We start from the raw sequence: 26838 nt of genomic DNA, 5'->3' as shown, positions 1-26838 counted from the left end.
TTTAACTTTATTGATAGATTGTTACTCCAATAGTTCCACCATAATTAAGATGTTTAATAATTGCAAGACCGGAAATTTCCTCTGGTAATGCATCTCTTAAATCATGTTCACAATAAATGATTCCATTTTCATTTAATAATTGCTCCTTCATGATTACACCTATTAGTTCTGTATAACTTACCTTATTGTATGGAGGATCCAAAAATATTAAATCAAAACGAAGTTCCCTCTTACTTGCAGCATGTAACGCTCGATATGCATCTGTACGAAATATTTCAACATGGCTGTCTAACCGTAACAAAGAAGTATTCTCTTTAATTGTTTGAATTGCTTTTGGATGTTTATCCACAAATATACATGAATCCATTCCCCGACTCAAAGCTTCTATTCCAAGTGAACCACTACCGGCGAACAAATCAAGGGCTGTTCCACCATCAAAAAACGGCCCCATTATTTGAAAGACTGCCTCTTTTACTTTATCTGTAGTTGGTCTCGTATTATTACCTGGGACTGCTTTAAGTTGTCTTCCTTTATGTATACCAGCTACTACTCGCATTATACTCACCTCAAGTTACTAACTAGTACAATCCTACCATAAAGGAAAAAGATATTGAAACAGATTTAATCGGTAGAAAAAAATTAATGATTCGTGTATATTATTTTTTGCTTTGTACATAATAGCTTAATGGAACAGCTAATGCGTAGCTTGGTTGTTTCAAAACACGGAGAAGACTTACACTTCCCCATAAGTTCTCCTCCGGTTTCTCCTCTCCCTTTGCCTTTTTGTTTTCTAGCAAGAAAACAAAGGGACCTGCAGAATTATTTTCTGCAGGTTTTTTTATTCAAGAACCAAAAAAACACCTCCTAATATAGTAAGAGGTGTTATATTCCCATTTTATAATCATACTGCTTTGCCTTATCAGGCTTCGCGTTTTCATATTCTGTACGGATAAATGGTTTATAGGAACGATCAACTTTTGAAACAAAAGAATACTTCATCAATTTCGCTTCAATTTGATCAATATTTTCTTGATTAACATACATAACTGCATATTTCATCCTTTTAGATGTATAGATGATATGTCCTAACCGCTTCAATTGTTTAATATTTTTTTGATGTTGGAACCAAATAATGATTCCTTGTCGTTTCGTTCTCATCTAAAGTCCTCACATTTTTTTATTGTTTTTAATAGTTTAACAAATTATAACTGAGACTTCAATGATACACGGGTTAGGATGCATTACACCCACAAGCTCCTCCATGTCCACAACCATGATCTGTAAGTGCTGCACCGTCTTTTGGTACTTTAATTTGATCACTGACACTAAATGCTATATATTGACTAATTTCATCTAGTAATCCTTGGAATTTTCTTTCAGCAATTTTATATGTTGCTACTTTATCATTTAAATCCATTGCACGTTTCTTCACGCGAACAGATTTCATTATTTCAGAATAATCTGGATGATATCTACCAAATCGTTGCACATCTTCATAGTGTTCTTTAACTGCAGCAAATTCACGGATCAGCCGCTGTGCTTCTAGGTCCGTATCCATCGCTAATTTAGCATTCTGGAATTCTTCATACACTTCCGAATTAAGGACCATTTCAGCTAATAACTCAGATTTATCTAATATTTCTACAAATTCTAAGGTAGCTATCATTATATATTCACCTCCACTATTAGTTTATCACTTTAGAGGTGAAAAAGAAAAACAATTAATCTTTCATCATATCGGCAAATTGCAATAACATCCCTACCATTTGAACATTCTGGTTTACCTTTTCAATTTTTTGAGTAATTGTTTGACCATAGAAAAGTTTTGCTTCTTTCTCTAATTTTTGAATTTGATTTGGATTCCTTGATAAATATCGATACCATTTCGGATTATGTCTTATAAAATTTAGCAATTCTGGTTTAGCTTTTAAATAATTGTACAACTCTTTATCCATTTTAATCACTAATCCTTAAATAGACTAAATAAGTGTCGTTCATTCTCTTTTGACCCCTTCTTTGAGCCTTGAAATTGATCAATTAACTCCTGAATCGTACCAATTGTACCGCTTAATTGATGTACTTGCTTTTGAACTTTATCAATATCTACTTTCTCCATATAGTTCATAAATTGGTTAAACAATTCACTTTTATTATCCTCGTTATTGTTACTTGTAGTTGTAGGAATCTCTTCTTTAAATTTATCCCAATAGGAATCTTCTTCGCCTAGTAATACCCATTTTTCATAATATTCTTGCCATGACCTACCCGTTTTTCGAATTTCTTTTCGAAGTTTCGGATGATCATTGATGAATTTGCGAAATTGGTGAACTGTTGGATGTAGGTTATTCTCACTCATGTACTCACCCCATTTTTAAATATCGATTTTGACAGTAATGGATAGTATAGAATATGCGCTAATTCATTATCCTGTGCTTTCATCTAGATATCCAAAAGGAACTGATCCTATTATTAGAATCAGTTCCTTTTCTAAAATGGTTTTGTTAAGAAATTTTGGGTATAGTATAGGCGGTATACTCCTACACCAAGATGAGTATATTCGTCGTGTAACAATGCCTCTCTGTGCCCTTTACTATTTAACCACCCTTCTACTGCAGCAGGTGCATCAATATATTGAGCAGCAATGTTTTCCCCTGCAGCAAAATAATACACATCTTTTCCCTGTAAACGTTCCTTTAATCCCTCTCCATTAGGACTAAAATGAGAGAAATAATTATTTTCGGCCATATCTTTACTATGCAGAAAAGCTACTTCACTAACATTTTCTTCCCAATCTAACTTGTTTTTATTAAAAGTTTGTCTAATCACATTTGTAATATCAAATATTTGACGTTCCATACCAGCCTCTACTTTTTCCCACTCAGATTCCGATAAATAAGGCGGTTCAGGAAGACTTCCTCTATAACGTAAACCATAGGGTCTTTGAACTAACAATATATCACCTGTCATTAATCGGACAGATGAAAGTTTCTCTGTAAACGTATCAAAATACAACTGTAAAAACAGATTCTCTGATAGTTTTACTAGAGGTGTCATTTGAATATCTTCTTCATTTAAGAAAAAAGTATAAGATGAAATCCCCTCTGAATATGTCACTGAATCTAAAAACTCCAATTGTTTTGCTACATCATTATAAGAACTACCAATTTGTAATGGATTTATTTCAATTTCTTCACCAGTCGCAAATATAGTTTCTACTTTACCATCTAATACACCAAATTGGATATACTTTGTATCGTTTTGTGGATATATCCACCAAGTATAGCCATAACTACTAAGATCTTTCCGCTTAGGTTCTCCATATGCTTCTACCAATTCCTCTGTTGACTTACCTACCCATCCGAACATTTCCCCTTTATATTTTAGGGAAGTGATAATATTTTCAGGAAGATGCTTTCTATTAATATCAGTTTTCTTCCCTATTAATTGATGACTATCATTTGCAGCTAGTTTATCAAAGTTTACATCACTTTTCTCTAAAATGACGAATGCAATTGTAGTAATAACAACAGAAATCACGAACCATTTTATTATTCGCATATTTTCTAACTCCTTCTATCATTTCTAATAGTAAACTATATGTTTTAGTATAAAAGTTCATGCATAAAATCTATAAACTATATGAAAATAACTATATAATATATATTTAATTTCGATTCTGAATCTATTTTCTAAAATAGGAAATTTTACAAATTAATGACGTTTCTTATCATAGAAAATATGAAAAGTTCCCATATTCATTGCAACTTATCTCAAATAATACTATTATTAATTTAGTGAGCATAAATGAGAGGTGTAGAGAAGATGAAATTTGAAAACTTAGGAATTGAAGATACAGTAGTTGATTTAAAAATCTTAGATCGATTAATGGGAAACCATGCTTTTATTCGTGCAGGACAATGGGATTATGAAAGAGTTACATATGATTATAAAATAGGCTCTAACGAAGAAAACGTTACATATTATATCCGTATATTTGGACATGCAGTTGAAGGCGATGTTGACAGAGGAGATGCAATAATTAAATTATTAACTCCAGTACTCGGAAAACACTATTATCCTCATGGTGTAGAATATGGTGAGCAAGAAAACTTCCCAGAAAACCTGGTTGAGCGAACAAGTAAAATTTTAGAGAAACTAAGTGAAGAATTAAAACAATACAAAGCTGAGTAAATTAACTTAATAAAAGGCTGACTCAAATGAGTCAGCTTTTTTATTGTACTTTTCGAATTTCTAATAATTAAGAACTATCCAGATAGTAAAATTCGTGATATATTTTGAATAGATGTAAATGGAAATTTCTGCTCGTTGAAAGGAGAAACTGTTTTGTTTCGAAAAATTATAATATTTTTAATTATTATTATCGCAATAATTGTAAGTTATTATCTTCTTACATTATCTATTCCTTTAGTCATTGCCCTCTTAACTGCTTTATCTTTAAATCCACTTGTAAGGCTTTTTGAAAATCGGGGTAAAATTAATCGAAAGTTATCCGTAATTATTGTTTTTCTCTTATTCTTATTAGTCGTTGGGATAGCTGGTACATTTTTAGTTACTAAAGCTGTTGGTCAGGCAGTTAATTTTGTAGAGGATGTACCTTCTCATGTAAACAAGATTAATAGAGTTTACGGGGAATGGGAAAATAAAATTAGTGAATACGGGCGTGATTTACCTGATGAATTTGTTGATTCTGTAACAGATAGCTTTGATAATTACATAAACCAACTGAGCACGACGTTAAAAGATAACTTGACAATTAACAGGATTGCAAACATTTTTTCATTAATACCTCAATATATTGTAAGTATACTAGTCTATCTAATTGCTTTATTTTTATTTATGTTGGAATTACCTTTACTTAGAGAGAAAACATACAATTTATTCACAACAGAGACTGCAGCTAAAGTTAGTTATATGAATAGCAGAATTAAAAGTGTAATTGTTGGATTTTTCAAAGCACAATTCTTAGTAAGTCTAATCATATTTGCAGTATCATTGATAGGACTTTTTATCATCGCACCAGAAGTCGCATTAATCATGTCCTTAATTATATGGCTAATAGACTTAATCCCAATAATTGGATCGATTATTATACTTGGACCATGGGCGCTAATTATGTTCATGGCTGGCGATATCCAAATGGGAATAGAGCTTTCCATTTTAGCAATTATCCTTCTAGCAATAAGAAGAACTGTAGAACCAAAAGTAATGGGCAAACATATGGGATTATCCCCACTGGCTACTTTAATTTCCATGTTCTTAGGACTAAAATTATTCGGTTTATTAGGATTTATTATCGGACCATTAATTATCATTATTTATATTTCAGCAAGAGAAGCTAGTATTTTGAGATTTAAGATAAAAGTATAAATATCGATTTACAATAAAACATATATAAAAAAAGGTGATAGCATCATGCTACCACCTTTTTTATGTTCCTAAAATTGCTTTTATTAAACTGGTTGTTTGACCACCATCGAAGAAAACATATAACAATAAGTAAACTGCGATCCCAGTTATCGCTGTACCAAACCAGATAACTGATGTAATAGGTCCAATTTTACGATGTTTTGTAATATTTCGTTTGAATGCTAATGTTAGTGTGATTATGCCAAACACAGCACCTGTTGTAGCTAAAATAATGTGAAAGATTAGAAATACGGTATAGTATATTTTTAACTCATCTGGACCACCAAAACTTGTATTTCCTACAAAGATTGTTCTCGACATATAGATGATAAAAAAGAGTAATGCACTAATCGCTGCAGTAATCATTGCCTTCTTATGTGCTTTTGGCTTATCTTTAATAATTAATCGCCAACCAATGGCTACAAATATCGCACTTAGTAAAATAAAAAAAGTACTAATTGTTGGTAATAAGTTCATCTAGCTTTCCTCTCCTAGTAAATCCAAAGGATAAAATATAATTTTTTCCTTTGGATTTAAATTAATTAATCATTTGATACCGTGCTTGGAAGTGGGTCAACCTTTAATGCTTCCGGACTAAACCATGCGAAGAAAATTCTTGCTAACATTACCCCATATGCTATTTCTTGCATGATTTTCATAATAATTCCACCTAGCTGTTGATCCTCAAGTGTGCTCATTGAAGTGAACAATTCTGGACCAGTAACTTTAATCGTCGCAGCTAATCCATCGAGAACATCTCCAGGTACACATAGTGCTAATGCTTGTAACCAAGCACCTGTAGAACTATATGCAGCAAATAATGGAGTATCTGCAAATATGATTAACACACAGGCTGGTGTAATTAATAAACCATTACCGAAAATATAAAATATTTTCCAAAGTGGTTGCTTGATTTGTTCAAATTCCTTAACTGGTGACATAATAGGAAACCAAACTAAAAATCCAAAGATTAATAAGATTAGATGTATTGTAGCGTGAGCGATAGGAGACGACTTTGAAAAATCAAAGATAAACGGTATATGATAAAGTGAAAATAGCCCATTAAAAAGAACAATAGAAACTAAAGGAAAAGTAAGTACTTTTAAAATTGGTCTAATAACAGGTTTCAACAAGACTTTTTCCCATATCCAAGTTGGTATTCCCTTCACCATAAAGATAGGAAAGACAATTAAATATATTGCCATCTGAATCATATGTGCAGTTAACGTTATATGTGTCATTAGGTCTACAGGAGACCCCTTAACAATATATAACAAGATTAATCCACCATAAAAGAAAAATTGTTGTTTAACAGTTGGTTTATCCTGACCTCCAAATTTATATCGCAGTGGTCCAGTAATTAAATAATATAATACTCCTATTCCTACAACAAAAATTAAGAAATAAGGACTCCATAATGCGCGAAAACCAAATAGTTGTAAATTAAGCCACATAATATTCACTCCATAGTATTCCAATTATCTAACCTTCATTATAACCCGACAATGACAGTTACACACAATGATTTTGTGACAACTTCTTTAAATCTTATAAAAAATCCAAAAAAATAAGGATCAGGATGTAAATCCCTGATCCTTAAATTTTACCACCAAATAACTAGTGTAAGTGCAGCTACAGTTAATATAGCAGCCCATACTCCACCATAAATCATGATTGATGCTAATTCATGTCCTTTATCTTTCATATGCATGAAGTAATAGAATTGGAATGCAACTTGAATTAGTGCCATGATTAATAATAATGGAATTGCCATCATTTTACTCATTATCCCTGTGCCTACGATCAAAAATGCAATAACAGTAAATATGATCATAGCTGCAAAGGTGATGAGTTGTTTTTTCATTTCTTCTTTATTTTGTTCTTTATGAAATTCATTGGTTTTGGTGTTATTTGCCATAATTTACGCCACCTTCCCCATTAGGTATACTACTGTAAAAATGAATACCCAAACAACATCAATAAAGTGCCAATATAAACTAAATGTATTGAACTTTGGTGCGTTATATAGATTTAATCCACGCTTCGCATTTCGAATCATAATTGCAGATAACCAACAAAGACCAAATAATACGTGTCCTCCGTGGAAACCAACTAGAGTATAGAATGCTGATCCAAATGCAGACGAACGGAAAGTAAATCCATATTCATGAATATAGTGATAAAACTCATAGATCTCGCAAGCTAAGAATCCAATACCTAATAGACCAGTTATACCAAGCCAGAGTTGCATTTTCTTAAAATCATTATTTTTCATATGATACATTGCATATACACTTGTTAGAGAACTAGTTAATAGCAACATAGTCATAACGAAAACTAACTCTAAACCGTAAAGTTCTTGAGTCGTTGGTCCACCTGCAGTTGAGTTCTTTAATGCAAGATAGGTACCAAAAAGGCTGGCGAATAATACTGTTTCCCCACCAAGGAAGAACCATAATCCAAGAAACTTATTTTTCCCTTCAAGTGTTGCTTTCTCAGGATGCTGTGGCATTGTTTCTGGATTTAAGGAATGATCGTGACTCATATTACCTAGCCTCCTTTTCTAACTCTTCTTTAGTGATATGGTATCCATGATCATCTTTCAATGAGCGGATTAGCATACATACTAACGCCATTCCCATACCACCATATAATAAGATATACGCTAAATCAGAAGTAGTCTGATAAATGAAACCAAATCCTGCGATAAAGAATCCTAATGAGATTAGGAATGGTAATATAGATCCATTCGGCATATGGATATCACCTACTGGTTCAGCAGGAGCTAATTTCCCATTTCCTTCCATTTTTTCAAGCCATAATGCGTCAAGTCCACGTACTAATGGAAGTTGCTTAAAGTTATAGTATGGTGTTGGTGATTCAACAGCCCATTCTAGTGTACGGCCATCCCATGGATCTTGTGGTGCAGGACCTTGTTTGAACCAGCTATAAAATGCATTATATAAGAATACAATAACACCAGCTGTCATAAAGAAAGCACCTATTGTACTTATGAAGTTACCTAAATCTAGCCCTTGGTCTTCTAAGAATACCCAATAACGACGAGGCATACCCATTAGACCTAAGAAATGTTGGATAAAGAATGTTAAATGGAATCCGATGAAGAATAACCAGAATGCCCATTTACCAAGTTTTTCGTTAAGAATTCTATTGAACATAAGTGGCCACCAGTAGTGACATGCTGCTAGAATTCCAAATACAACTCCTCCAACGATAACATAGTGGAAGTGAGCAATTACAAAGTACGTATCATGGTACTGATAGTCAGCAACAGATGTTGCAACCATGATTCCTGTCATACCACCGATTGTAAATGATGGAATGAAAGCTAATGACCAAAGCATTGCGGAATTTATAGTAATGTTACCGCCCCATAATGTTAATAACCAGTTAAATATCTTAATACCTGTTGGAACAGCTATCGCCATTGTTGCAACAGCGAAGATTGAGTTTGCAACTGGTCCCATACCTACTGTAAACATGTGGTGAGCCCAAACCATAAATCCTAAAAATGCAATTAAGATTGTAGCAAATACCATTGCCGTATATCCGAATAAACGTTTCTTAGAGAATGTTGCAAAGATTTCACTAAAGATACCGAATGCTGGCAAGATTAGAATATAAACTTCTGGGTGTCCAAAGATCCAGAATAAGTGTTGCCAGATTATACTGTTTCCTCCAAGTGCAACATCAAAGAATGCTGAATCAAACATACGATCAAACATTAATAAGAATAGACCAACTGTTAGAGCTGGGAATGCGAACAGGATAAGCACACTAATTACGAATGTTGTCCAAGAAAATAGTGGCATACGCATATATGTCATACCTGGTGCTCTCATATTAACGATTGTAACTAGGAAGTTAATACCCCCCATTAACGTTCCGGCACCGGATATTTGTAAACCTAAAACATAATAGTCAACACCATGACCTGGTGAGGTAGTTGATAATGGTGCATATGCTGTCCAACCAGCATCAGGAGCAGCACCTGTTAGCCAACTCACATTTAACATAATCCCACCAAATAAAAACAACCAAAAACCTAATGCGTTTACGAAAGGAAACGCTACGTCACGAGCTCCAATTTGAAGAGGCATGACGGCATTCATTAACCCCAATAATATCGGCATGGCGGCAAAGAAAATCATTGTTGTACCATGCATTGTAATCATTTCATTATAAAGCCCAGCAGAAATAAAATCATTTTCTGGCTTTATTAATTGTATACGAATAATAACAGCCTCTAATCCACCGAGTAGGAAGAAGAATCCTCCACCATATAAGTAAAGTTTACCTATCTTTTTATGGTCAACTGTAGTTAAGTAATCCCATAGTACGGCAGCGAAGCTATTTCTTTGAGCAGTTGCTGAACTCACAAAATAAACCTCCCTTTTAATCTATCAGGTCCTATTTTAATCCCCCATCAGCATTTTCAATGGTGATCTCAGATGGACTTAATTGCATTAGATATTCTGCGATTTTCGCAGCATCTTCTTCATTTATTTTTGGATAAGCACCAGTCATTTTATTTCCTGGTTTGATTAATTCAGGATTAACAATCCACTCTACTAGTTTATCTTTTGTCATTTCTTCAACACCCGCAAGTTTTGTACGGTCTGCAAAGTTAGTTAAGTTAGGACCTACTGCAACAGGTGAAGAACCAATCGCATGACATGCCATACAATTATATTGATCAAATAATTCTCTACCTTCAACTGCAACTTCTGAGTCTAGTTCCACAGTTTCCGGATCAAAATTCTGCATATCTGCTACCCATTGATCAAATTCTTCTTGACTCACTACAACTACTTTAAAGTCCATTAAGGAGTGTGAAGGACCACAGAACTCCGCACATTTACCCCAGTATACGCCTTCTTCATATGCTTCAATATAGAAAGTGTTTACGTTTTCAGGGTTAACATCTAACTTACCAGCAAGAGTCGGAACCCAGAATGAATGAATAACATCAGAAGATAACATGTTAAAGTAAACTTTCTCTCCTACAGGAATGTAGACGTCTTGACTAGTTTGAATGTCTAGACCTTCATAATTGAAATGCCACCAATATTGATTCCCTGTAACCTCAACATTTAAAGAATCGGCTGCATCTGCTTCATCCGCTAAATTAAACTCATACATAACTGTTGGTACTGCAATAATGATCAGTAGCAAAATCGGAATTACTGTCCATACAGTCTCTAGTGTATGGTTACCTTCAACTTGTTTTGGAATAAAGTCTTCACGACCTTTTTTCTTACGAAACTTAATTAGCGCCACTGTTAGTAGTACCATTACGATAAGTAAAACAAATGACATAATAACAGTAGGTAAAATAATAAGATCGAAAGACTTCTCTGCACCATACCCCTTAGGATCTAGCGCTGTGAGGTTTTCTTTACCACAGGCTGAAAGTACTAGTGAAACAAGACCCATCAGGAATAATACTTTGATTTTTCCCATCCAACCTTTCATGAATTCATACCTCTCTTTCTATTTTCCCTTCCTTATATATAAGAAATTAATAAGGGTTTTCACTGCAAAAAAACATGTTAGTAATTAATTACTATTCCCAGTTCATTGAGATACAATCCTTTTAATACAAAATCTCATATCAAATTAATTGATAAGAGTGTTTTAAAGGATGATTATAAAAGGCAAAAACTATTTATTGTCAAATACATACAATAAAAACTTAATTAATAATTTCTAAATCCCGTATGTAACAACAGCATTTCCCTTTATCCTGAGGAAGTTGTCTCTATTTTTCTCCATGTGAATCCCCCCTTTAATCCTCATTGTAAAAGGGTTTTCAAAAGCTGCATACTTAAAACAATGTAATATATCATTTAGTATGTTAGCTTCCATGCTAATTGTATCACGGTTTAACTTTCCATTCCATTTGCCTTCGGGTAAATTCTCTAAATTTCGACATAATAAAATTTGACATTTTTGTGAACGTTTTGTTTTCAAACAAATAAAAGGCCAAAATGCCTTCTATCATTCACTGATTTATGTATTTTTTTTACTCGTTTCTATTATCTCGAGTGTCAGCTGAATCTCCCCTATATTATTTCTAGCAGACAATGAAAAACTTTGCAAGGTTTTTACCTTTGTAAAAATCGCCCAACAACCAAAGTGTAGCGATGTCTTACAATTATGTGTCATTTTTGTGTCATTTGGTGTTTTACTATATTAATTGTTTGATTTATACTAGTGATAAAGATTATCATTGACTGTGATATAGTACACAACAAGAAGGTAAAGTGAGGATATTAATAGTATGATTAAAACTTTAAAATGGCTTTCGGTCTTAGCTGTCATCGGGATGACGTTTGTATTAATAGGTGGCGCATTAGTTACTAAGACTGAATCAGGGGATGGATGTGGCGATAGTTGGCCACTATGTAAAGGGGAACTCATTCCATCAGAAATTTATATGGAATTAGTAATTGAATTAAGTCACCGAGTAGTATCTGCATCGGTAGGTATAGTCGTCTTATTATTAGCATATCTTGCTTGGAAGCATATTGGAAATATACGAGAAGTTAAATTCCTTTCGCTTTTATCTATTATTTTCCTCGTAGTTCAAGGTTTAATAGGAGCAGCTGCCGTAATGTGGGGACAATCTGATTTTGTATTGGCTGCCCATTTCGGTATTTCACTTATTTCATTTGCTGCTGTATTCTTGCTAATGCTACTCATTTTTGAAATAGATCGTAAATTCGACGCTGACTCACTATATATTAAGAAAAAACATCGAATTGAGATCTATGCATTAACAATTTATACATTAATAGTCGTTTACACCGGTGCGCTTGTAAGGCATGTAAATGCCAATCTAGTATGTGGCGATTGGCCGTTTTGTACAAACTCTACACCTTTGGATGTAAGTTATTTTACATTTGAACAATGGGTGCAAATGGGACATCGTTTATTTGCAGGGTTGTTATTTATATGGACACTTATCTTATTTATACGTATCTTGAAGGATTATCGACATAGTAAAGTTATGGTCTGGGGTTGGATAACTACATTCTCATTAATAGCTTTCCAAGTAATATTCGGCGCGTTAATTATCTTTACATTATTAAATCTTGCTGTAGCTTTAATGCACGCTCTTGTTATAACCTGTTATTTTGGAATGCTAAGTTATTTCATTTTATTATCATCAAGAAGTGCTAATATGGAAAAGAAACAGATGAATACAGATTCAAATGTAAAAACTAATATAAAATAGAGGCTTCCAATTGGAAGCCTCTATTTTATTCATATTCAATTAATAAGTCGTTTACTTCAATACTATCCCCGTCTTTTACGTAGATTGTTTTAACAACTCCACTGAATGGCGCCTGAACAGTTGTCTCCATCTTCATCGCTTCAGTAATGATTAATTCATCACCTTTTTCTACTTTTTGTCCTTGTTGACAAACAACTTTTAAAACCGTTCCTGGCATGCTTGCACCAATATGTTTTGCATTGTTTTTCTCTGCTTTTATACGTACATTAACAGTTGATTTAATATTTTTGTCACGTATAACTACTTGACGTGCTTGACCATTCAACTCAAAATAAACAACTCTAGTTCCATCTTCTCTTGGTTCAGTTATAGAAACTAATTTTACAATTAACGTTTTCCCTTGTTCAATTTCTATTTCAATAACTTCACCGATATTCATCCCATAGAAAAATGTCGGAGAATCTAATACAGATACATCGCCATATGTTTCATAAAACTCATGATAATCCATGTAAACTTTAGGATACAGTGCATAGGAAATCATATCAAAACTATTCACTTGACGATTTAGTTCTTTATATAACTGTTCTTTTAAGTGTTCAAAGTTAACTGGATCAAGTAACTGCCCCGGTCTTACTGTTATTGGCTTTTTACCTTTTAAAATTATTCGCTGAAGTTCTTTTGGAAAACCTTGATATGGTTGACCAATATAACCACTTGCAAATTCAACAACAGAGTCTGGGAAGTTAATAGTCTCCCCTTTTTCGTAAATGTCATCTTCTGTTAGATTATTTTGTACCATAAATAATGCCATATCTCCAACCACTTTAGAAGATGGAGTTACTTTAACGACATCTCCAAATAAATCGTTAACTCTACGGAACATCTTTTTTACTTCATCCCAACGTTCACCGAGTCCAACTGCTTTTGCTTGTTGTTGAAGATTACTATACTGACCTCCAGGCATTTCATGCTGATAAATTTCAGAATGCGGTGCATTCATTCCACTTTCAAAATCACGATAATACGTTCTAACACCTTCCCAATAAGCGCCTAATTTTTCATAATGTTCAATATTAATATTCGGTTGTCTTTCTGCACCCTCAAGAGCGTGATATAGTGTTTGCGCACTTGGTTGCGATGTTAAACCAGCCATCGGTCCATTAGCCACATCCACTATGTCAACTCCAGCATCTATTGCTCTAGCATACGTGTAAATACCATTTCCACTTGTATCATGTGTATGTAAGTGGATTGGAATACTTATCGTTTCTTTAAGTTCGGAAATTAATCGATAAGCTGCTTCTGGTTTTAATAATCCAGCCATATCTTTGATTCCTAAAATATGTGCACCAGATTGTTCTAACTCTTTTGCCAAGTTCTTATAGTATGATATGTCATATTTAGTTCTTGTAGGATCTAAAATATCACCAGTATAACACATCGCAACCTCAGCAATTTTGTTATTGTCACGAACTGCTTTTATCGCTGGTATCATGCCCTCTACCCAATTTAAACTATCAAAAATTCGGAATACATCGATCCCACCGTTTGCACTCTTCTCAACAAATTCTTCAATTAAATTATCTGGATAATTTTTATATCCAACTGCATTACTTGCTCTTAATAACATTTGTAACAAGATATTAGGCATTTTTTCTCGGAATTTTAATAATCTTTCCCAAGGATCTTCTTTTAAGAAACGGTAGGCAACATCAAATGTTGCACCTCCCCACATTTCTGCTGAAAAAAGATTTGGTAATAGTTTTGCGGTTGGCTCTGCAATCCGTACAATATCTTTCGTACGAATACGTGTCGCTAATAATGACTGATGCGCATCACGAAAAGTAGTATCCGTTAATAGTACTTCTTCTTGTTTATTTAACCAATCAACAACACCCTCTGGGCCCTTTTCCTCAAGAATTTGTTTGGTACCATTTTGAAGATCAATATGCTCATATTTTGGAACAAATAGATTATCAAAATTAGGCTTCTCTTTCTTCTCTACACCATCAAATCCATTAACTGTTGTCTCACCAATAAACGTTAACATTTTAGTTCCACGGTCTTTACGTTTCGGAAATACAAATAATTCAGGTGATTCATCAATAAATGTTGTATTATATTCGCCTGTCATAAATTGGTTATGTAACATGACGTTTTCTAGAAATGGAATGTTTGTTTTAATACCTCTTATGCGAAATTCCTTTAGATTACGAACCATCTTTTGAACCGCTTGTTCAAAAGTAAGTGCCCAAGTAGATACTTTGACAAGTAATGAATCATAATGTGGTGTTATTTCAGCACCTTGAAATCCATTCCCAGCATCTAAACGTACTCCAAATCCACCACCAGTTCGGTATACATTAATTCTACCTGTATCAGGCATGAAATTGTTTAAAGGGTCTTCTGTCGTAACTCGTGATTGTATTGCATATCCTTGGGTAGTAATATTTTCTTGATTTGGAATACCAATGGATGGTTCATGCATATTTTGTCCATCAGCTATTTTTATTTGAGTTTGAACGATATCTACACCTGTAATTAATTCCGTAATCGTATGCTCAACTTGAATTCTTGGATTTACTTCAATAAAATAGTATTTATCGTCCTTTACTAGAAATTCGACAGTGCCGGCATTTAAATAACTTACTTTTTTCATTAATTGAACTGCCGCATCACAAATTTGATTTCTTAACTCTTCTGGTAGCGATAAACTAGGTGCAACTTCGACTAACTTTTGATGTCTACGTTGAATAGAGCAGTCACGTTCAAATAGATGGACGATATTACCATGGTCGTCACCAATAATCTGTACTTCAATATGTTTAGGATGTTCAATTAATTTTTCAACATAGACTTCATCACTACCAAAAGCTGCTTTTGCCTCCGATTTTGCACGCTCATAATTTTCACGTGCGTTTATGGGATTTCTAACAATACGCATACCGCGTCCACCGCCACCTAATGCGGCTTTAATAATAATTGGATAGCCATGCTCCTCTCCAAATGCCTCTACTTCTTCAAATGAGGAGACTGGTCCATCTGTACCAGGAATAACTGGTAATCCTGCTTGAATAGCTTGTGTTCTCGCTCTTACTTTATCTCCAAACATATGTAAGTGCTCACTTTTAGGACCAATAAAAATAATCCCTTCTTCTTCACAGCGTTTTGCGAATTCTATGTTCTCAGACAAAAATCCATATCCTGGATGGATTGCGTCTACTCCAACTCGTTTTGCAATTTCAATAATACCCTCAATATCCAAGTAAGCATCTATTGGCTTTTTTCCTTCTCCAATTAGATATGATTCATCTGCTTTATAACGATGATACGATCCAAGATCTTCTTTAGAATAGATCGCAACCGTCCGAATATTTAATTCTGTACAAGCTCGGAAAACTCGAATAGCTATTTCACCGCGATTTGCAACTAATACTTTATTAATTCTATTTAACTTGACCATTTTCTCCCTCCAACGAAAGTTCTATTTATTGGTTGCTTGGTTTTATCATTAGGGGGCTGTGTAAGTTCTTTCTTCTTTACTGTCATAGCGATATTGTTTAATATACCTACTGATGCTAATAACACTAAAAGTGATGATCCCCCATAACTTACGAATGGCAATGTTACACCTGTTATTGGTAATATCCCACTAGCGGAGCCGAGATTGATAAATGCTTGAATACCAACCATGGAAGAAATTCCGATAGCGAGAAGCGCTCCAAAACTATCTTGACATTTACGAGCGATAAAAATTCCTCTCAAAACAATTGCGGCTAATAAGCTTATTACAATAATAACGCCAAAGAATCCTAATTCCTCAGCAATTATGGATATAATAAAATCTGTATGCGGACCATATAGATATCCAAGTTTTTGAACACTTTGCCCAAGCCCTTCACCAGTTAGTCCACCAACACCAATTGCTACATATGACTGAATTAAATGATAACCATCATCTTTAGGGGATTCAAAAGGAGCATATGCACCTGTAAAACGGCTAATTCTTTCATCTGTAACCATACTAGGTATTGCAATAGCTAGTACAATCAAGCCTATTGCAATTAAGCCAAATAAATGTTTAAAATGAATTCCTGAACTAAAAATAATAGAACATGCAATTAAAAAAATGATTGATGCAGTCCCAATATCTGGTTGTAGTACTACTAAACCGACAATGAATCCAGTTAAAATTAGAGGTGGCAGTACTCCCCTATTGAAATTGTTAATATATGATTGTTTATTAGAGTAAACAGAAGCGAGATACATTATTATACCTATCTTCGCTATTTCAGATGGTTGTAAATTCAATGGACCAATACTGATCCACGATTTGGCGTTATTCCTTGCATCACCGAATAACATAACTGCTACTAATAATACAATAATCCCAATAACTATTATTTTAATTAATTTCTGATATTTTTTATATGGGAAAAAAGTACAAAATAAAAAGGCTATTAATCCAATGATAAACCATTGTAATTGTCTATACATATAATAAGTACTTTCCAACCCGTCACTAACTACAGCAACAACCATGCTTGCACTATATATCATTAATATACCAAAAGCAGTTAGTAAAATTGGTGTAATTAGAAGCGTAAAATCATAGTGTTTTAATTTCGATAACATCTTGTCCCTCTCCAATATAACAACATAAACTGCTTGTTTTTTCTCTCCTATTAAGTGAAAAGATAATATTAAACAAAAAAACCTTGCCATTTCATATGCAGGCAAAGTTTTTACCACAAAATCCTACCACACGAAATTGGTGTGTAATTACACCGATTTTTGTGCTGCTTCATGAAGAATATTTAGACGTCTTTCTAAATTCTCTAGAAGTGATTTTCCTTCTTCTTCACTAATTAAGTTTAATCGAACTGCAAAGTCAATCTCCCTTGAAAGACCAAACATTTGCGTATCCAATACTTCTTCATATAATGGACATTGCGGCATCGTTAAATTATCAATTTGCACTTCAATAAGCCGCAATATTTTATCAGCATCAGCCTTTAGAAGGGCATAGGCTTTTTCTCGATGATCTATCGTTACCTTATGTATCATCAGTATATCCCCTCCACAAAACAAACCTATTTTACCCAATGATAAGCTTGTTTTTTTCTTTGATCATAGATACAATTCCTCTAACATTATATTATCGTTTACTATAATAAAATGCAAATGTTTGTTGACAATCTTAAAATTATTTTAAGTCTTTGTCATTTCATTTATTTACGTTGTCTGATATTCTTATAAGGTGATGTTTTAAATTTAGAAAGGCGTGAGAGCATGATTGTCCCAATATTAGGTAATGTTACATATCAAATTACTTTAGATCCTACTGTGTGGATCTTCGATGATCGTAAAATTATATTAGAAGAAGCATTTTCTAACCAGGAGACAAACGAAGAAATTGATGAGGCAAAATTAGCTGCTGAAAGATGGGAAAAAGCTATTACTACAAGTAGACAAGCAAGACCACCTGTCAATAAAAGTTTAACAAAACACGAAAGAGAAAATATTTTAAAATACTCTTATGTTATGCCTATTAACGACTTCTTAGACTATGCTGAAATAAAAGACGGATCCAATACAGTTTCTCTTAAAACAGAAACAGGCGATGTTAATTTAACGTTAGAAGAATTATACAATAGTTATCTTCTATTTGCCATTGATGGGCAACCATTAAAGGAAGATGGTCCAGTTCATCTAATATTTAAAGATGGTTCGAATAAAAAGACGCCAATCAAAGGAATTAATAAAATCATTATTAACTAATTTTAAAAACATAAGTAATACATTTTAGAGGAGATATGAAATATTATCTCTTCTTTTTTAATCTACTGTATAATTTACTTCCTACTACTCAAAATAACAGTAACGTTTTCTTTTATCCTTAATAATTAGGAGGAGTATTACATGTTATTTCGAATAGGATTTATTGCAATTTGTATAGCATTTCTTGTTGGTTGTGGTAATAATGACAATGAAGATCACGCCCTATCATCTGAGAAACAAGATTCTGATGACAGAATAATAAATGTGAAAAATTCAGCACCAAAAGAGGATAAAGAATTCTCTAGTAATGAAATTGCCGATCATCTTGCCCATGTTGCTAGCGATGTCCCAGAAGTAAATGATGCTGTAGCAATTGTAATTGGCCCATATGCAGTAGTCGGAATCGATGTAGATAAGGAATTAGACCGTTCTCGAGTTGGCACAATAAAATTTTCTGTTTTAGAAGCATTGCGACATGATCCTTACGGGAGAACAGCAGTAGTTGTAGCTGACGGAGATATAACAGAAAGAATTAGAGGTATGAATGATAAAATTAAACAAGGGTATCCAATTCAAGGAGTCATTGACGAAGTTGCCGCTATTGTTGGAAGGTACATGCCTGATATCCCATTACCTGAAGACCAACCTGAAGAACCAAATCAAAACAAGGAAATTTTGGACGATGAAGAACAACAAAATCTAGATAATATTCAAAATGAACAATCACAACATAAAAAAGAGAAGAGAGAAGATTAAAATAAAAGCTAACACATTCTAGAAGAATGTGTTAGTTTTTTATTACAGTTATTCATCTTCCTTTAAATTATTATAATATTGTACACCAAATTGAGAACCTTCCGACACCATCTTAGCATTTTCTATTTGATCTAGTTCATATTCATCTAGTTGATCAGGTTTCCCAGCGTTGTATAGTGTTCTGTCCTCACCTAACTCTTCATGCTGGTTCTGTGAATTTCGTTTACTTAATAAATATCCTGCAGCACCTAAACCTAATGCCGAAAGAACATAACGTTTCTTCAATAAACTCACCCTTTCTCCTATTTCTATTAATTTTCCTCTTTAATAAATAATTAAACATAGAATGCCTAGTTGTGATATAGTAAAAAAGAATAGTCCAATTCGAGGTGGTAATTATGCAAGTAAAATGTGTACTATGTGATAAAGTTGAAAATATAGAAGATTATTCCCTAAAAGCAAAAAAACTTAGAAATAAGAAAAATCATATGTATTTATGCAATAATTGTCATGGGCGCATAGAGGAAAAAACGCTTCAACGTCATGCTACTGGAAATTTTCAATTATATGTAGAAAAGAAAAATGAAGATGAATTAATATAGTAAAAAAAGGCTGACTCCATCTAGAGTCAGCCTTTATACTATGCACTTTTAGTTTTTCGTTGGAAGTATAGTCTAGTTCGATAGATAGCTAAGACGATACATATAATCAGTAGACTTTCTGTTAATGGTAAAGGTTTTCCACCTGTTGCTACAGACCACATAATAAACAATAAATAAAGAACGAATATTCCAACAGCTAATAAAATATAAACAATGATTGATTTTAATAGTGGTAACTTTTTAGCAAAACCTAGCTTATATGCTATTGCAGCCAGAACTAAGTTAACCGGATAAAGTATATTAAACATATTTTCAATGCCAAAATTCTCTAATATAAAATTATATACCATGTACTTTCCCCCAATATGTATGTTCAAGACTAATCATACTAAAATTACAAGCAACTTGCTAGTAATATAAGTATAAATACTTGGATTATATGGCTAAAAAGTTTTATACTGAAGTGGAACATAAAAGGGGTGGCAGAAATGAAACCGATTAATATCCAAGCATTGGTTCTAGCAGTATTAGTTGTAACAATGTTTATTGGAATAGGATTTGCAATTGCACTTAGAAGTTTTTGGCTTATATTATTATTCCTTCTACTAGGATTTGGAATTATGGGTGTAGGTATTGCTAATAAAAAGAAAAAAAGTGACTCAAGTATTTGAGTCACTTTCTTCCTTTTGAGAGGAAATTAGTAATAATTTGTTTGTGAACAGTTGGGTTTCCAGCAAATACTGAATTTCTTTGTAACATGTCAATTGATCCTCCATCAATATTTGTTGTAATCCCCCCTACTTCTTCAATAAGAATCATTCCCGCAGCAAAGTCCCAAGGGGAAAGGCCCATTGTTAAATAACCTTCTAAAATCCCTTCGGCTACGAATGCAAGTTCCAATGCAGCGGATCCATACGTTCTTGAACCTCTTGCTGTTTTTATTAATTTCTGCATATACTTTTCATCAACTAATTTATTTTCACATAACCAAAGATGATTAAGCCCTATAACGGATTCTTCTAGAACCATGTTTGTATTTAGAGGAGGAAGTTTATATTCATCTTTATATGCACCTTCTCCGCGTTTAGCATGGTATAAAACATCTTCCATTACATTATAAATTAAACCAATTTCACCAATTCCATCATGATAAATACCTATTGAAATGGCAAAGTTTCTTTTTTGCTGGACAAAATTCATTGTCCCGTCAATCGGATCAATAATCCAAACAATACCATCTAACGTATGTAACACGTCTCCGAAACCTTCTTCAGATAATAAAAAGTGATTAGGATAATTAGTTTTTATCTTTTCTAAAAAGTATTTTTCTGTATTTTTATCCATTGATGTAACTAAATCATTGGGATTTGTTTTTGAACCAACTTCAATTGGCTTATCAATATTTTCTCTTATTTGTTTCCCAGCCTCTAAGATCCATTTTTTTGCAGCCAAATAAATATTCTCTCTCGTAGCACTGTCCATATAAATTCCTCCACTATTTCTACTTATATTAATAGTATCAGAATATCATTTACTAGTCATACATATAGATAATCACAAATAACTCAAGGACATCCATTTTCCTTGAGTTATTTGTAATTACATATCTAATAGTTCAAGTAATTTTTGTCTTAACTGTTTTAGTCGTTCTTTTGACTTAATCATCTGTACATTATCTTGCTCCTGCATTGCATCATATAAAGTCAATAATTCATAATCTATTTCCATTTTTATAACAGGTATTTTCTCTTTTTCTTCTTGTCTACGTACCTCTTCTAATATATATTTCAAAAGATCCACACCCTTTCATAAAAAATGTTTTCCCCATTGTCCAAAAAATTATGACTCTCTCTGTTTCTTTATTTATATGTGATATTTCCTTTTTTCGTTCGTGTTCTTATATTGTATAAACCTTTTAATCTTAATACATCATACTTGACTCCATTTAGCCCTAGTGTCCATAATAACAATATAATAATTTAGAAAGGTGTTTTTTTTATGGGAGTAACGGGATTTGTACAAGCAGATTTTCAAACATTTGATATAGATGGATTAGAGGAAAGAATGGAAGCAATTCAAGGGCGAATTCAACCAAAGTTTCGAGAAATTGGTCAAGAACTCGTTGATTACTTATCTATTGAACTAGGAAATGAAGTGTTTCTTCATATAGCCAAACATGCTAGGAGAACAGTAAATCCACCGAAAGACACTTGGTTAGCCATTTCAAACAATAAACGTGGATATAAAAAGCACCCTCACTTTCAAGTAGGTTTATTCGATGATCATCTCTTTATATGGTTAGCATGTATTTATGAACTTGATAAGAAAAGTGAAATAGCTAAAAGTTACTTAAATCATTTTGACAAACTAAAGCAACTACCATCTGATTTTGTTATTTCATTAGATCATATGAAAAAAGATTCCTTGAGTATTGTAGATTTAGAAAAAAAACATATAGAGCGTTTCAGAGACGTAAAAAAAGGAGAATTTCTTATAGGCAGACACCTGTCTCCAAACGATCCAATTGTTTCTGATGGTGATAAATTATTAACTGTTATTAAGGAAACATACGAATCCTTAATCCCATTTTATCAATTAGCTATTTATGCATAGTATAAAAGAGGCGCACCTTGGTACGCCTCTTTTATATTATTTCATCTTAATTATCCCAGACTCCACTTCACGAGCTTTTTTTATCGTTTGATAACCAGAATATCCGGAGTCCCGTTCAAATTCTGCAAAATATTTTTTTCCTCACTCTTGGAAGGTACTACTTGTTTAAACTTTCGGTATCCAGCAAGTAGGATATCTCTGTCCATTCCTTTTTCGTAAGCACTTTCTATTAATGAAAAAAATTGCACGACATCTATTATTTCTTGTTTAGACCAACTTATATCAAATGGATATGAATAACTCAACTTTGTATTCCTCCCGCATTCCATTTCTTAATAATATCTTGGCATTCATTATTAATTCTATTAAATAATTCATTGACAGATGGTACATCTTGAATCCCTGCTACACCTTGTCCTGCCCATCCAAACCCATTTTTGCAATCACCTTTATGAATATAGTTCCTATTTGCATTTCCACTTATGTAATCTTTTAACCCTTCATAGCCTACATCGATTTCTTCTAATTCTAATATTTTCTTAGTCCACTCATTTTTAAGTGCACGTGCAGGTGTACCAAGCGAACGTTTTATGACAACTGTAGAATTCTCATCAGCATCTATTAGATCTTGTTTGTAAACAGCGTGAGCATGAACACATTCCTTTGTAGCAATGAAACGTGTACCCATTTCAATTCCATCTGCTCCCAGAGCAAGAGCAGCCATCATCCCTTTTCCATCAATTATTCCGCCAGAAGCAATGACAGGAATTGAAACACTTTCAACAACTTGCTGTGTTAGCACCATCGTTCCAGTATCTGAACGACCTAAATGTCCTCCACCTTCATGACCAACTACAATAACAGCATCTGCTCCTAATTGTTCTGCTTTTTGTGCTTGCCTTTTTGCAGCTACTAACACTAATATTTTTATTGGATGGGGTTTTAACATATCTATTACAGCTTTTGGATTTCCTCCAGTCACAGATATGACCGGTACTTTTTCATCGATTGCTACTTGAACCATATCTTCAAAAGGACGGTTATGTTGTCCAATTGCGAAATTTACTCCAAATGGCTTACTTGTTAATTCCCTAACTTTTATAATTTCATTTCTTAACTCTTCTGGTGTAGCAAGACTCATGGCAGTGATTTGACCTAAACCTCCAGCATTTGAAACCGCAGCAGCTAACTGGGCATATGCTAAATGTGCTAATCCCCCTTGAATGATAGGATATTTTATTTTAAATAGTTCAGTTACTCTAGTCTTCATTCTATTTCTCCTTTCCATTCATCTAAAAATAATCGTATCATTTCTGTCTATAAAATTACTAACAAAGTGAAATTCTTTTATATTATGACTTATGAGCAAAAAATAGCAGACTTGCTTAATAAAAAGCAAGTCTGCTTATTCATTTTTATACACTTCTCACAATACTAGAGGATTACATTCATTTATTTGGGCTTGATTTACATTCCGAGCAAGTACTATAGTGCACAACAACTTTCTCATTTTCATAATGTTCGATCGTTCCATGACATTGTCCACAAATAATTATGCCCATCATCAACTCTCCCTCTGATTATTGTATAACATTATAAAATATAGTATGCATTATATAGCAAAAACTACACAAATAGTATAACATAATTAACAAAAAAATAACCAGTGATTACACTGGTAAATTGAAAATTTATTCAATTGTTTCGATAAGATTTGGATCTAAAATCTCATACCCTTGTTCACGTAGACCAATTACTATTTCTTCAAGAGCCGCACTTGTCCATTCTCGGTCATGCATTAAAAGATTTGCACCAGGCTTAAGTAAAGAATAAGGAACGTCTACTTCTGGTCCTTCACCAGTAACCATCGCAGTTACAAGTTTATCTTTATCCATGTAAGGTGCAAAATAATCATATCCATAGGACCAGTTCATGAGTACCATCTTATCTTTTGTAACTATTTGTTTAGAGAAATCTGTATTTACCCCATGTGGAGCTCTAAAAAATTTTGGCCTTTCACCAATGATCTCTTCGATTTTATCACTCAACCCAATAATTTCTTCCATTTGTTTATCTTGATCATTTTCCAAGTCCTTCAGATTAACATGGTTATAAGTATGGTTACCAATTGCAAATCCCATTTCATGAATCTCTTTCAATATTGCTGCTTCTTCTGGAGTATCGATAAAATGACCATTCACAAAAAAGATAGCACCGGCATCTAATTTTTTCAAAGTTTTTGCCATCTCAAGTGCGTATTCATCTGGGGCATCATCAATTGTCAAGAGGACAACTTTTTCATTAATGCCTTCTTTTATTGGTACTAATGACCAATTTTCTGTTACACGATACTGGGCTTCCATTTGAGCATCTTCCATTATTTCTTCTTCTTCATTAGGTTCTTCACCTAATTCTTCGTCATTCGTTTCATCTACATTGCTCTGTTCATTATTTTCTTTATCATTGATTGATTCATTATTGGTAATTTCATCATTCTCATTTATTGAACTTGAATCAGAATCATCCTGTTGACATGCTGCTAGAAACAAAATTAAAAAAACAGTAAAAATACTAATCAATAATCTCATGTTTTCCCTCCTGATGTTTAACTAAATTTTAGTTTAAACTACCTAATTCATGAAGACAACTTTTATAACATATTTCAAATTAAAATAGTTATCGGAAGAATGGGAGATAGTAAATAGAAGAATATAAGAATGTATCTAATATGGGAAAGGATTTTTCATATGAACAAAGTGACAAAGGTGTTTTACATCTCTGTAATTGTAAGTATACTATTTATTATTTGGGGTGTTATTCCTGATTCTGTCCTCCCAAATAGTAATTTAGATTATGTAACAGGGCTTATTCAAAATTATATAGTCGATACGTTCGGATGGTTCTATCTTATCAGTGCATCACTTTTTTTACTATTTGCACTATATCTGATCTTTTCAAAATACGGGCGTATAAAATTAGGAAAACCGAACGATGAACCTGAATATTCGTATATCACATGGTTTGCAATGCTTTTTAGCGCAGGTATGGGAATAGGTTTAGTATTTTGGGGTGCAGCGGAGCCACTATCACATTTCCATGATCCACCATATGGAGAAGCTGGAACGAGTAATAGTGCAAAAACAGCAATGCAGTACAGTTTTTTTCATTGGGGATTCCATCCATGGGCAGTATACGCAACGATAGCATTAGCTTTAGCTTATTTTAAGTTTCGTAAAAATTCTTCAGGATTAGTAAGCGGTATTTTAGTTCCTTTATTTGGAGACAAAGGAAAAGAAATTTGGGGAACAATAGTTGACTTCATCGTCGTGTTTGCAACCGTTTTTGGAGTAGCAACATCTCTTGGATTCGGGGCAATCCAAATTAGTGGAGGACTTTCCTTCCTATTTGGAATGGAACAGACATTTTTACTTCAGTTAATTATTATTCTTATCGTAACGATTCTATATATGTTATCTGCGTCAACCGGATTAAACAAAGGTATTAAATATTTAAGTAATACCAATATAGTATTAGCAATATTATTAATGCTTTTCCTTTTATTTCTTGGACCAACAAACTTTATCTTAAATTACTTCACTACTAGTTTTGGTTCTTATATCCAAAACTTACCTAGTATGAGTTTAAGGATGACACCTTTTAATGAGGATAACACAGATTGGATAAAAGGATGGACAATTTTTTACTGGGCTTGGTGGATTGCATGGGCACCTTTTGTTGGTACTTTTATTGCTAGGGTTTCTCGTGGTAGAACGATTAGAGAATTTGTATTAGGAGTACTTTTAGTTCCAACGATTTTTGGTGCTTTATGGTTTACTGTGTTTGGTGGATCAGCAATTCATTTAGAATTCTTTGATAATCAAGATATTTATAAGTACGTAACGGAATTAGGGGAAGAAGTAGTATTATTTGCTGTTTTAGAACACTTTCCTTTAAGTACATTTATGTCTCTTTTAGGCATACTATTAATCAGTACATTTTTTGTAACTTCAGCAGATTCAGCAACTTTTGTTTTAGGAATGCAAACAACCGGTGGCCGATTGGAACCTCCAAACTCAGTAAAACTAATATGGGGAATTATCCAATCTGGTGCTGCAACAGTATTATTATGGCAAGGTGGGCTAAATGCATTACAAACAGCATCCATTATTGCTGCATTCCCATTCACCATTATTTTATTACTGATCGTCGCATCTTTATTGAAATCGTTTAAACAGGAAGCTAAAGAACTAGAAATGAGAAGAAAGAATTAAATCAAAACCACCAGTGTGAACTGGTGGTTTGCTCTGCGGCTTGAAGCCTCTGTTACCGGCCTTGGCCTTAAAGGCCCACTGAATGGTTTCCCCTTACGCACCACATCCACACACTGATTCTAAA

General features: G+C 33.4%; 31 protein-coding genes and 1 pseudogene. 9 read left to right on the top strand and 23 right to left on the bottom strand.

Translation table 11 applies throughout. The features are described 5' to 3' along the window. Window positions 1–7: 7 nt before the first annotated feature. The 6 genes from rsmD to IEV35_RS14315 form a co-directional block, all read right to left on the bottom strand. On the bottom strand, window positions 8–556 hold the full coding sequence (gene rsmD, locus IEV35_RS14340; RefSeq protein WP_188385354.1) for a 16S rRNA (guanine(966)-N(2))-methyltransferase RsmD: 549 nt from the start codon (window positions 554–556) through the stop codon (window positions 8–10). A gap of 326 nt (window positions 557–882) precedes the next feature. Continuing rightward, the gene (locus tag IEV35_RS14335) at window positions 883–1158 is read right to left on the bottom strand and encodes a YlbG family protein (protein WP_188385353.1); all 276 of its coding nucleotides are present in this window, start codon (window positions 1156–1158) and stop codon (window positions 883–885) included. Between the two features lie 73 nt (window positions 1159–1231). Beyond that, a complete protein-coding gene (locus tag IEV35_RS14330; protein WP_188385352.1) occupies window positions 1232–1666 on the bottom strand; it encodes a YlbF/YmcA family competence regulator in 435 nt (144 codons plus the stop codon). Between the two features lie 55 nt (window positions 1667–1721). Further along, window positions 1722–1955 (bottom strand): YlbE-like family protein, encoded by a 234-nt coding sequence (locus IEV35_RS14325; RefSeq protein WP_188385351.1) that lies wholly within the window; start codon window positions 1953–1955, stop codon window positions 1722–1724. A gap of 8 nt (window positions 1956–1963) precedes the next feature. Further along, complete coding sequence (locus IEV35_RS14320) at window positions 1964–2356, bottom strand: YlbD family protein (RefSeq protein ID WP_188385350.1); 393 nt, start codon at window positions 2354–2356, stop codon at window positions 1964–1966. A 131-nt stretch (window positions 2357–2487) separates the two neighbouring features. Next, on the bottom strand, window positions 2488–3558 hold the full coding sequence (locus IEV35_RS14315) for a CAP domain-containing protein (protein WP_188385349.1): 1071 nt from the start codon (window positions 3556–3558) through the stop codon (window positions 2488–2490). Between the two features lie 264 nt (window positions 3559–3822). On the opposite strand from IEV35_RS14315, the gene IEV35_RS14310 reads away from it, so the two are divergent. Beyond that, entirely contained in the window at window positions 3823–4191 is a 369-nt protein-coding gene (locus IEV35_RS14310) for a YugN family protein (RefSeq protein WP_188385348.1), read from the top strand. A gap of 153 nt (window positions 4192–4344) precedes the next feature. Beyond that, window positions 4345–5388, top strand: coding sequence for a sporulation integral membrane protein YtvI (gene ytvI, locus IEV35_RS14305; protein WP_188385347.1), 1044 nt, complete (start codon window positions 4345–4347; stop codon window positions 5386–5388). A 60-nt stretch (window positions 5389–5448) separates the two neighbouring features. Here the strand turns inward: ytvI and IEV35_RS14300 are convergent, their stop codons facing one another. The 6 genes from IEV35_RS14300 to coxB form a co-directional block, all read right to left on the bottom strand. Next, window positions 5449–5904 carry a DUF420 domain-containing protein gene (locus IEV35_RS14300; RefSeq protein ID WP_188385346.1) on the bottom strand — a complete coding sequence of 152 codons (456 nt, stop codon included), beginning with the start codon at window positions 5902–5904 and terminating at the stop codon, window positions 5449–5451. Between the two features lie 65 nt (window positions 5905–5969). Next, window positions 5970–6881, bottom strand: coding sequence for a cytochrome c oxidase assembly factor CtaG (gene ctaG, locus IEV35_RS14295; RefSeq protein WP_188385345.1), 912 nt, complete (start codon window positions 6879–6881; stop codon window positions 5970–5972). 149 nt (window positions 6882–7030) lie between these two features. After that, window positions 7031–7345, bottom strand: coding sequence for a cytochrome c oxidase subunit IVB (ctaF, locus tag IEV35_RS14290; protein WP_188385344.1), 315 nt, complete (start codon window positions 7343–7345; stop codon window positions 7031–7033). Between the two features lie 3 nt (window positions 7346–7348). Continuing rightward, complete coding sequence (locus tag IEV35_RS14285) at window positions 7349–7972, bottom strand: cytochrome (ubi)quinol oxidase subunit III (RefSeq protein ID WP_188385343.1); 624 nt, start codon at window positions 7970–7972, stop codon at window positions 7349–7351. A gap of 1 nt (window position 7973) precedes the next feature. After that, entirely contained in the window at window positions 7974–9827 is a 1854-nt protein-coding gene (ctaD, locus tag IEV35_RS14280; RefSeq protein WP_188385342.1) for a cytochrome c oxidase subunit I, read from the bottom strand. A 31-nt stretch (window positions 9828–9858) separates the two neighbouring features. Beyond that, window positions 9859–10923 carry a cytochrome c oxidase subunit II gene (coxB, locus tag IEV35_RS14275; protein ID WP_188385341.1) on the bottom strand — a complete coding sequence of 355 codons (1065 nt, stop codon included), beginning with the start codon at window positions 10921–10923 and terminating at the stop codon, window positions 9859–9861. An 808-nt stretch (window positions 10924–11731) separates the two neighbouring features. Between coxB and IEV35_RS14270 the strand changes: the two genes are divergently transcribed. Then, the gene (locus tag IEV35_RS14270) at window positions 11732–12688 is read left to right on the top strand and encodes a COX15/CtaA family protein (RefSeq protein ID WP_188385340.1); all 957 of its coding nucleotides are present in this window, start codon (window positions 11732–11734) and stop codon (window positions 12686–12688) included. A gap of 25 nt (window positions 12689–12713) precedes the next feature. Here IEV35_RS14270 and pyc read toward each other — a convergent pair whose 3' ends face one another. The 3 genes from pyc to IEV35_RS14255 form a co-directional block, all read right to left on the bottom strand. Then, window positions 12714–16154, bottom strand: coding sequence for a pyruvate carboxylase (gene pyc, locus IEV35_RS14265; RefSeq protein WP_188385339.1), 3441 nt, complete (start codon window positions 16152–16154; stop codon window positions 12714–12716). Continuing rightward, entirely contained in the window at window positions 16142–17326 is a 1185-nt protein-coding gene (gene ftsW, locus IEV35_RS14260; protein WP_188385414.1) for a putative lipid II flippase FtsW, read from the bottom strand. Before ftsW ends, pyc begins: the two co-directional genes overlap by 13 nt. A 147-nt stretch (window positions 17327–17473) precedes the next feature. Continuing rightward, window positions 17474–17758 carry an Fpa/YlaN family protein gene (locus tag IEV35_RS14255; RefSeq protein WP_373284760.1) on the bottom strand — a complete coding sequence of 95 codons (285 nt, stop codon included), beginning with the start codon at window positions 17756–17758 and terminating at the stop codon, window positions 17474–17476. 225 nt (window positions 17759–17983) lie between these two features. On the opposite strand from IEV35_RS14255, the gene IEV35_RS14250 reads away from it, so the two are divergent. Together IEV35_RS14250 and IEV35_RS14245 are read left to right on the top strand one after the other, a co-directional pair. Beyond that, on the top strand, window positions 17984–18472 hold the full coding sequence (locus tag IEV35_RS14250; RefSeq protein ID WP_188385338.1) for a hypothetical protein: 489 nt from the start codon (window positions 17984–17986) through the stop codon (window positions 18470–18472). 141 nt (window positions 18473–18613) lie between these two features. Further along, a complete protein-coding gene (locus IEV35_RS14245; RefSeq protein WP_188385337.1) occupies window positions 18614–19228 on the top strand; it encodes a YhcN/YlaJ family sporulation lipoprotein in 615 nt (204 codons plus the stop codon). 48 nt (window positions 19229–19276) lie between these two features. Here IEV35_RS14245 and IEV35_RS14240 read toward each other — a convergent pair whose 3' ends face one another. Next, on the bottom strand, window positions 19277–19513 hold the full coding sequence (locus IEV35_RS14240; protein WP_188385336.1) for a YbyB family protein: 237 nt from the start codon (window positions 19511–19513) through the stop codon (window positions 19277–19279). 113 nt (window positions 19514–19626) lie between these two features. Between IEV35_RS14240 and IEV35_RS14235 the strand changes: the two genes are divergently transcribed. Continuing rightward, the gene (locus tag IEV35_RS14235) at window positions 19627–19830 is read left to right on the top strand and encodes a YlaI family protein (RefSeq protein ID WP_188385335.1); all 204 of its coding nucleotides are present in this window, start codon (window positions 19627–19629) and stop codon (window positions 19828–19830) included. A gap of 38 nt (window positions 19831–19868) precedes the next feature. On the opposite strand, the gene IEV35_RS14230 is transcribed toward IEV35_RS14235, so the two are convergent. Further along, on the bottom strand, window positions 19869–20180 hold the full coding sequence (locus tag IEV35_RS14230) for a YlaH-like family protein (RefSeq protein ID WP_188385334.1): 312 nt from the start codon (window positions 20178–20180) through the stop codon (window positions 19869–19871). Between the two features lie 138 nt (window positions 20181–20318). Between IEV35_RS14230 and IEV35_RS14225 the strand changes: the two genes are divergently transcribed. Further along, window positions 20319–20501, top strand: coding sequence for a DUF5325 family protein (locus tag IEV35_RS14225; RefSeq protein WP_188385333.1), 183 nt, complete (start codon window positions 20319–20321; stop codon window positions 20499–20501). Window position 20502: 1 nt separating this feature from the next. Here IEV35_RS14225 and IEV35_RS14220 read toward each other — a convergent pair whose 3' ends face one another. Together IEV35_RS14220 and IEV35_RS14215 are read right to left on the bottom strand one after the other, a co-directional pair. After that, a complete protein-coding gene (locus tag IEV35_RS14220; RefSeq protein WP_188385332.1) occupies window positions 20503–21312 on the bottom strand; it encodes an inositol monophosphatase family protein in 810 nt (269 codons plus the stop codon). Between the two features lie 117 nt (window positions 21313–21429). Beyond that, a complete protein-coding gene (locus IEV35_RS14215) occupies window positions 21430–21621 on the bottom strand; it encodes a YkzI domain-containing protein (RefSeq protein WP_188385331.1) in 192 nt (63 codons plus the stop codon). Window positions 21622–21828: 207 nt separating this feature from the next. Between IEV35_RS14215 and IEV35_RS14210 the strand changes: the two genes are divergently transcribed. Then, window positions 21829–22443, top strand: coding sequence for a YktB family protein (locus IEV35_RS14210; protein WP_188385330.1), 615 nt, complete (start codon window positions 21829–21831; stop codon window positions 22441–22443). Window positions 22444–22479: 36 nt separating this feature from the next. Here IEV35_RS14210 and IEV35_RS14205 read toward each other — a convergent pair. The 4 genes and pseudogenes from IEV35_RS14205 to IEV35_RS14190 all read right to left on the bottom strand — a co-directional run bounded on the left by IEV35_RS14205 (window position 22480) and on the right by IEV35_RS14190 (window position 25031). Then, window positions 22480–22748 (bottom strand): annotated as a pseudogene (locus tag IEV35_RS14205) (UPF0223 family protein). After that, a complete protein-coding gene (locus IEV35_RS14200; RefSeq protein WP_188385329.1) occupies window positions 22745–23713 on the bottom strand; it encodes an NAD(P)H-dependent flavin oxidoreductase in 969 nt (322 codons plus the stop codon). The pseudogene IEV35_RS14205 and the gene IEV35_RS14200 overlap by 4 nt, the downstream one beginning before the upstream one ends. A 178-nt stretch (window positions 23714–23891) precedes the next feature. Continuing rightward, on the bottom strand, window positions 23892–24005 hold the full coding sequence (locus tag IEV35_RS14195; RefSeq protein ID WP_188385328.1) for a GapA-binding peptide SR1P: 114 nt from the start codon (window positions 24003–24005) through the stop codon (window positions 23892–23894). Between the two features lie 129 nt (window positions 24006–24134). Then, window positions 24135–25031, bottom strand: a complete 897-nt coding sequence (locus IEV35_RS14190) for a polysaccharide deacetylase family protein (RefSeq protein WP_188385327.1) — start codon at window positions 25029–25031, stop codon at window positions 24135–24137. Window positions 25032–25190: 159 nt separating this feature from the next. Between IEV35_RS14190 and IEV35_RS14185 the strand changes: the two genes are divergently transcribed. Then, window positions 25191–26714 carry a glycine betaine uptake BCCT transporter gene (locus tag IEV35_RS14185; RefSeq protein ID WP_188385326.1) on the top strand — a complete coding sequence of 508 codons (1524 nt, stop codon included), beginning with the start codon at window positions 25191–25193 and terminating at the stop codon, window positions 26712–26714. Window positions 26715–26838 lie beyond the last annotated feature (124 nt).

This window comes from Ornithinibacillus halotolerans, assembly GCF_014637405.1.
In the GTDB taxonomy this organism is placed as follows: domain Bacteria; phylum Bacillota; class Bacilli; order Bacillales; family Amphibacillaceae; genus Ornithinibacillus; species Ornithinibacillus halotolerans.
The sequence above is the reverse complement of the archived record's forward strand: the minus strand, read 5'-3'. Positions and strand labels throughout refer to the sequence as shown.

What these genes read in the sequence shown, in the direction of transcription:
- rsmD (WP_188385354.1), bottom strand. Translation starts at nt 556, where the DNA reads ATGCGAGTAGTAGCTGGTATACATAAAGGAAGACAACTTAAAGCAGTC.
- IEV35_RS14335 (WP_188385353.1), bottom strand. Translation starts at nt 1,158, where the DNA reads ATGAGAACGAAACGACAAGGAATCATTATTTGGTTCCAACATCAAAAA.
- IEV35_RS14330 (WP_188385352.1), bottom strand. Translation starts at nt 1,666, where the DNA reads ATGATAGCTACCTTAGAATTTGTAGAAATATTAGATAAATCTGAGTTA.
- IEV35_RS14325 (WP_188385351.1), bottom strand. Translation starts at nt 1,955, where the DNA reads ATGGATAAAGAGTTGTACAATTATTTAAAAGCTAAACCAGAATTGCTA.
- IEV35_RS14320 (WP_188385350.1), bottom strand. Translation starts at nt 2,356, where the DNA reads ATGAGTGAGAATAACCTACATCCAACAGTTCACCAATTTCGCAAATTC.
- IEV35_RS14315 (WP_188385349.1), bottom strand. Translation starts at nt 3,558, where the DNA reads ATGCGAATAATAAAATGGTTCGTGATTTCTGTTGTTATTACTACAATT.
- IEV35_RS14310 (WP_188385348.1), top strand. Translation starts at nt 3,823, where the DNA reads ATGAAATTTGAAAACTTAGGAATTGAAGATACAGTAGTTGATTTAAAA.
- IEV35_RS14300 (WP_188385346.1), bottom strand. Translation starts at nt 5,904, where the DNA reads ATGAACTTATTACCAACAATTAGTACTTTTTTTATTTTACTAAGTGCG.
- ctaG (WP_188385345.1), bottom strand. Translation starts at nt 6,881, where the DNA reads ATGTGGCTTAATTTACAACTATTTGGTTTTCGCGCATTATGGAGTCCT.
- ctaF (WP_188385344.1), bottom strand. Translation starts at nt 7,345, where the DNA reads ATGGCAAATAACACCAAAACCAATGAATTTCATAAAGAACAAAATAAA.
- IEV35_RS14285 (WP_188385343.1), bottom strand. Translation starts at nt 7,972, where the DNA reads ATGAGTCACGATCATTCCTTAAATCCAGAAACAATGCCACAGCATCCT.
- coxB (WP_188385341.1), bottom strand. Translation starts at nt 10,923, where the DNA reads ATGAAAGGTTGGATGGGAAAAATCAAAGTATTATTCCTGATGGGTCTT.
- IEV35_RS14270 (WP_188385340.1), top strand. Translation starts at nt 11,732, where the DNA reads ATGATTAAAACTTTAAAATGGCTTTCGGTCTTAGCTGTCATCGGGATG.
- pyc (WP_188385339.1), bottom strand. Translation starts at nt 16,154, where the DNA reads ATGGTCAAGTTAAATAGAATTAATAAAGTATTAGTTGCAAATCGCGGT.
- ftsW (WP_188385414.1), bottom strand. Translation starts at nt 17,326, where the DNA reads ATGTTATCGAAATTAAAACACTATGATTTTACGCTTCTAATTACACCA.
- IEV35_RS14255 (WP_373284760.1), bottom strand. Translation starts at nt 17,758, where the DNA reads ATGATACATAAGGTAACGATAGATCATCGAGAAAAAGCCTATGCCCTT.
- IEV35_RS14250 (WP_188385338.1), top strand. Translation starts at nt 17,984, where the DNA reads ATGATTGTCCCAATATTAGGTAATGTTACATATCAAATTACTTTAGAT.
- IEV35_RS14245 (WP_188385337.1), top strand. Translation starts at nt 18,614, where the DNA reads ATGTTATTTCGAATAGGATTTATTGCAATTTGTATAGCATTTCTTGTT.
- IEV35_RS14235 (WP_188385335.1), top strand. Translation starts at nt 19,627, where the DNA reads ATGCAAGTAAAATGTGTACTATGTGATAAAGTTGAAAATATAGAAGAT.
- IEV35_RS14230 (WP_188385334.1), bottom strand. Translation starts at nt 20,180, where the DNA reads ATGGTATATAATTTTATATTAGAGAATTTTGGCATTGAAAATATGTTT.
- IEV35_RS14225 (WP_188385333.1), top strand. Translation starts at nt 20,319, where the DNA reads ATGAAACCGATTAATATCCAAGCATTGGTTCTAGCAGTATTAGTTGTA.
- IEV35_RS14220 (WP_188385332.1), bottom strand. Translation starts at nt 21,312, where the DNA reads ATGGACAGTGCTACGAGAGAGAATATTTATTTGGCTGCAAAAAAATGG.
- IEV35_RS14210 (WP_188385330.1), top strand. Translation starts at nt 21,829, where the DNA reads ATGGGAGTAACGGGATTTGTACAAGCAGATTTTCAAACATTTGATATA.
- IEV35_RS14200 (WP_188385329.1), bottom strand. Translation starts at nt 23,713, where the DNA reads ATGAAGACTAGAGTAACTGAACTATTTAAAATAAAATATCCTATCATT.
- IEV35_RS14195 (WP_188385328.1), bottom strand. Translation starts at nt 24,005, where the DNA reads ATGGGCATAATTATTTGTGGACAATGTCATGGAACGATCGAACATTAT.
- IEV35_RS14190 (WP_188385327.1), bottom strand. Translation starts at nt 25,031, where the DNA reads ATGAGATTATTGATTAGTATTTTTACTGTTTTTTTAATTTTGTTTCTA.
- IEV35_RS14185 (WP_188385326.1), top strand. Translation starts at nt 25,191, where the DNA reads ATGAACAAAGTGACAAAGGTGTTTTACATCTCTGTAATTGTAAGTATA.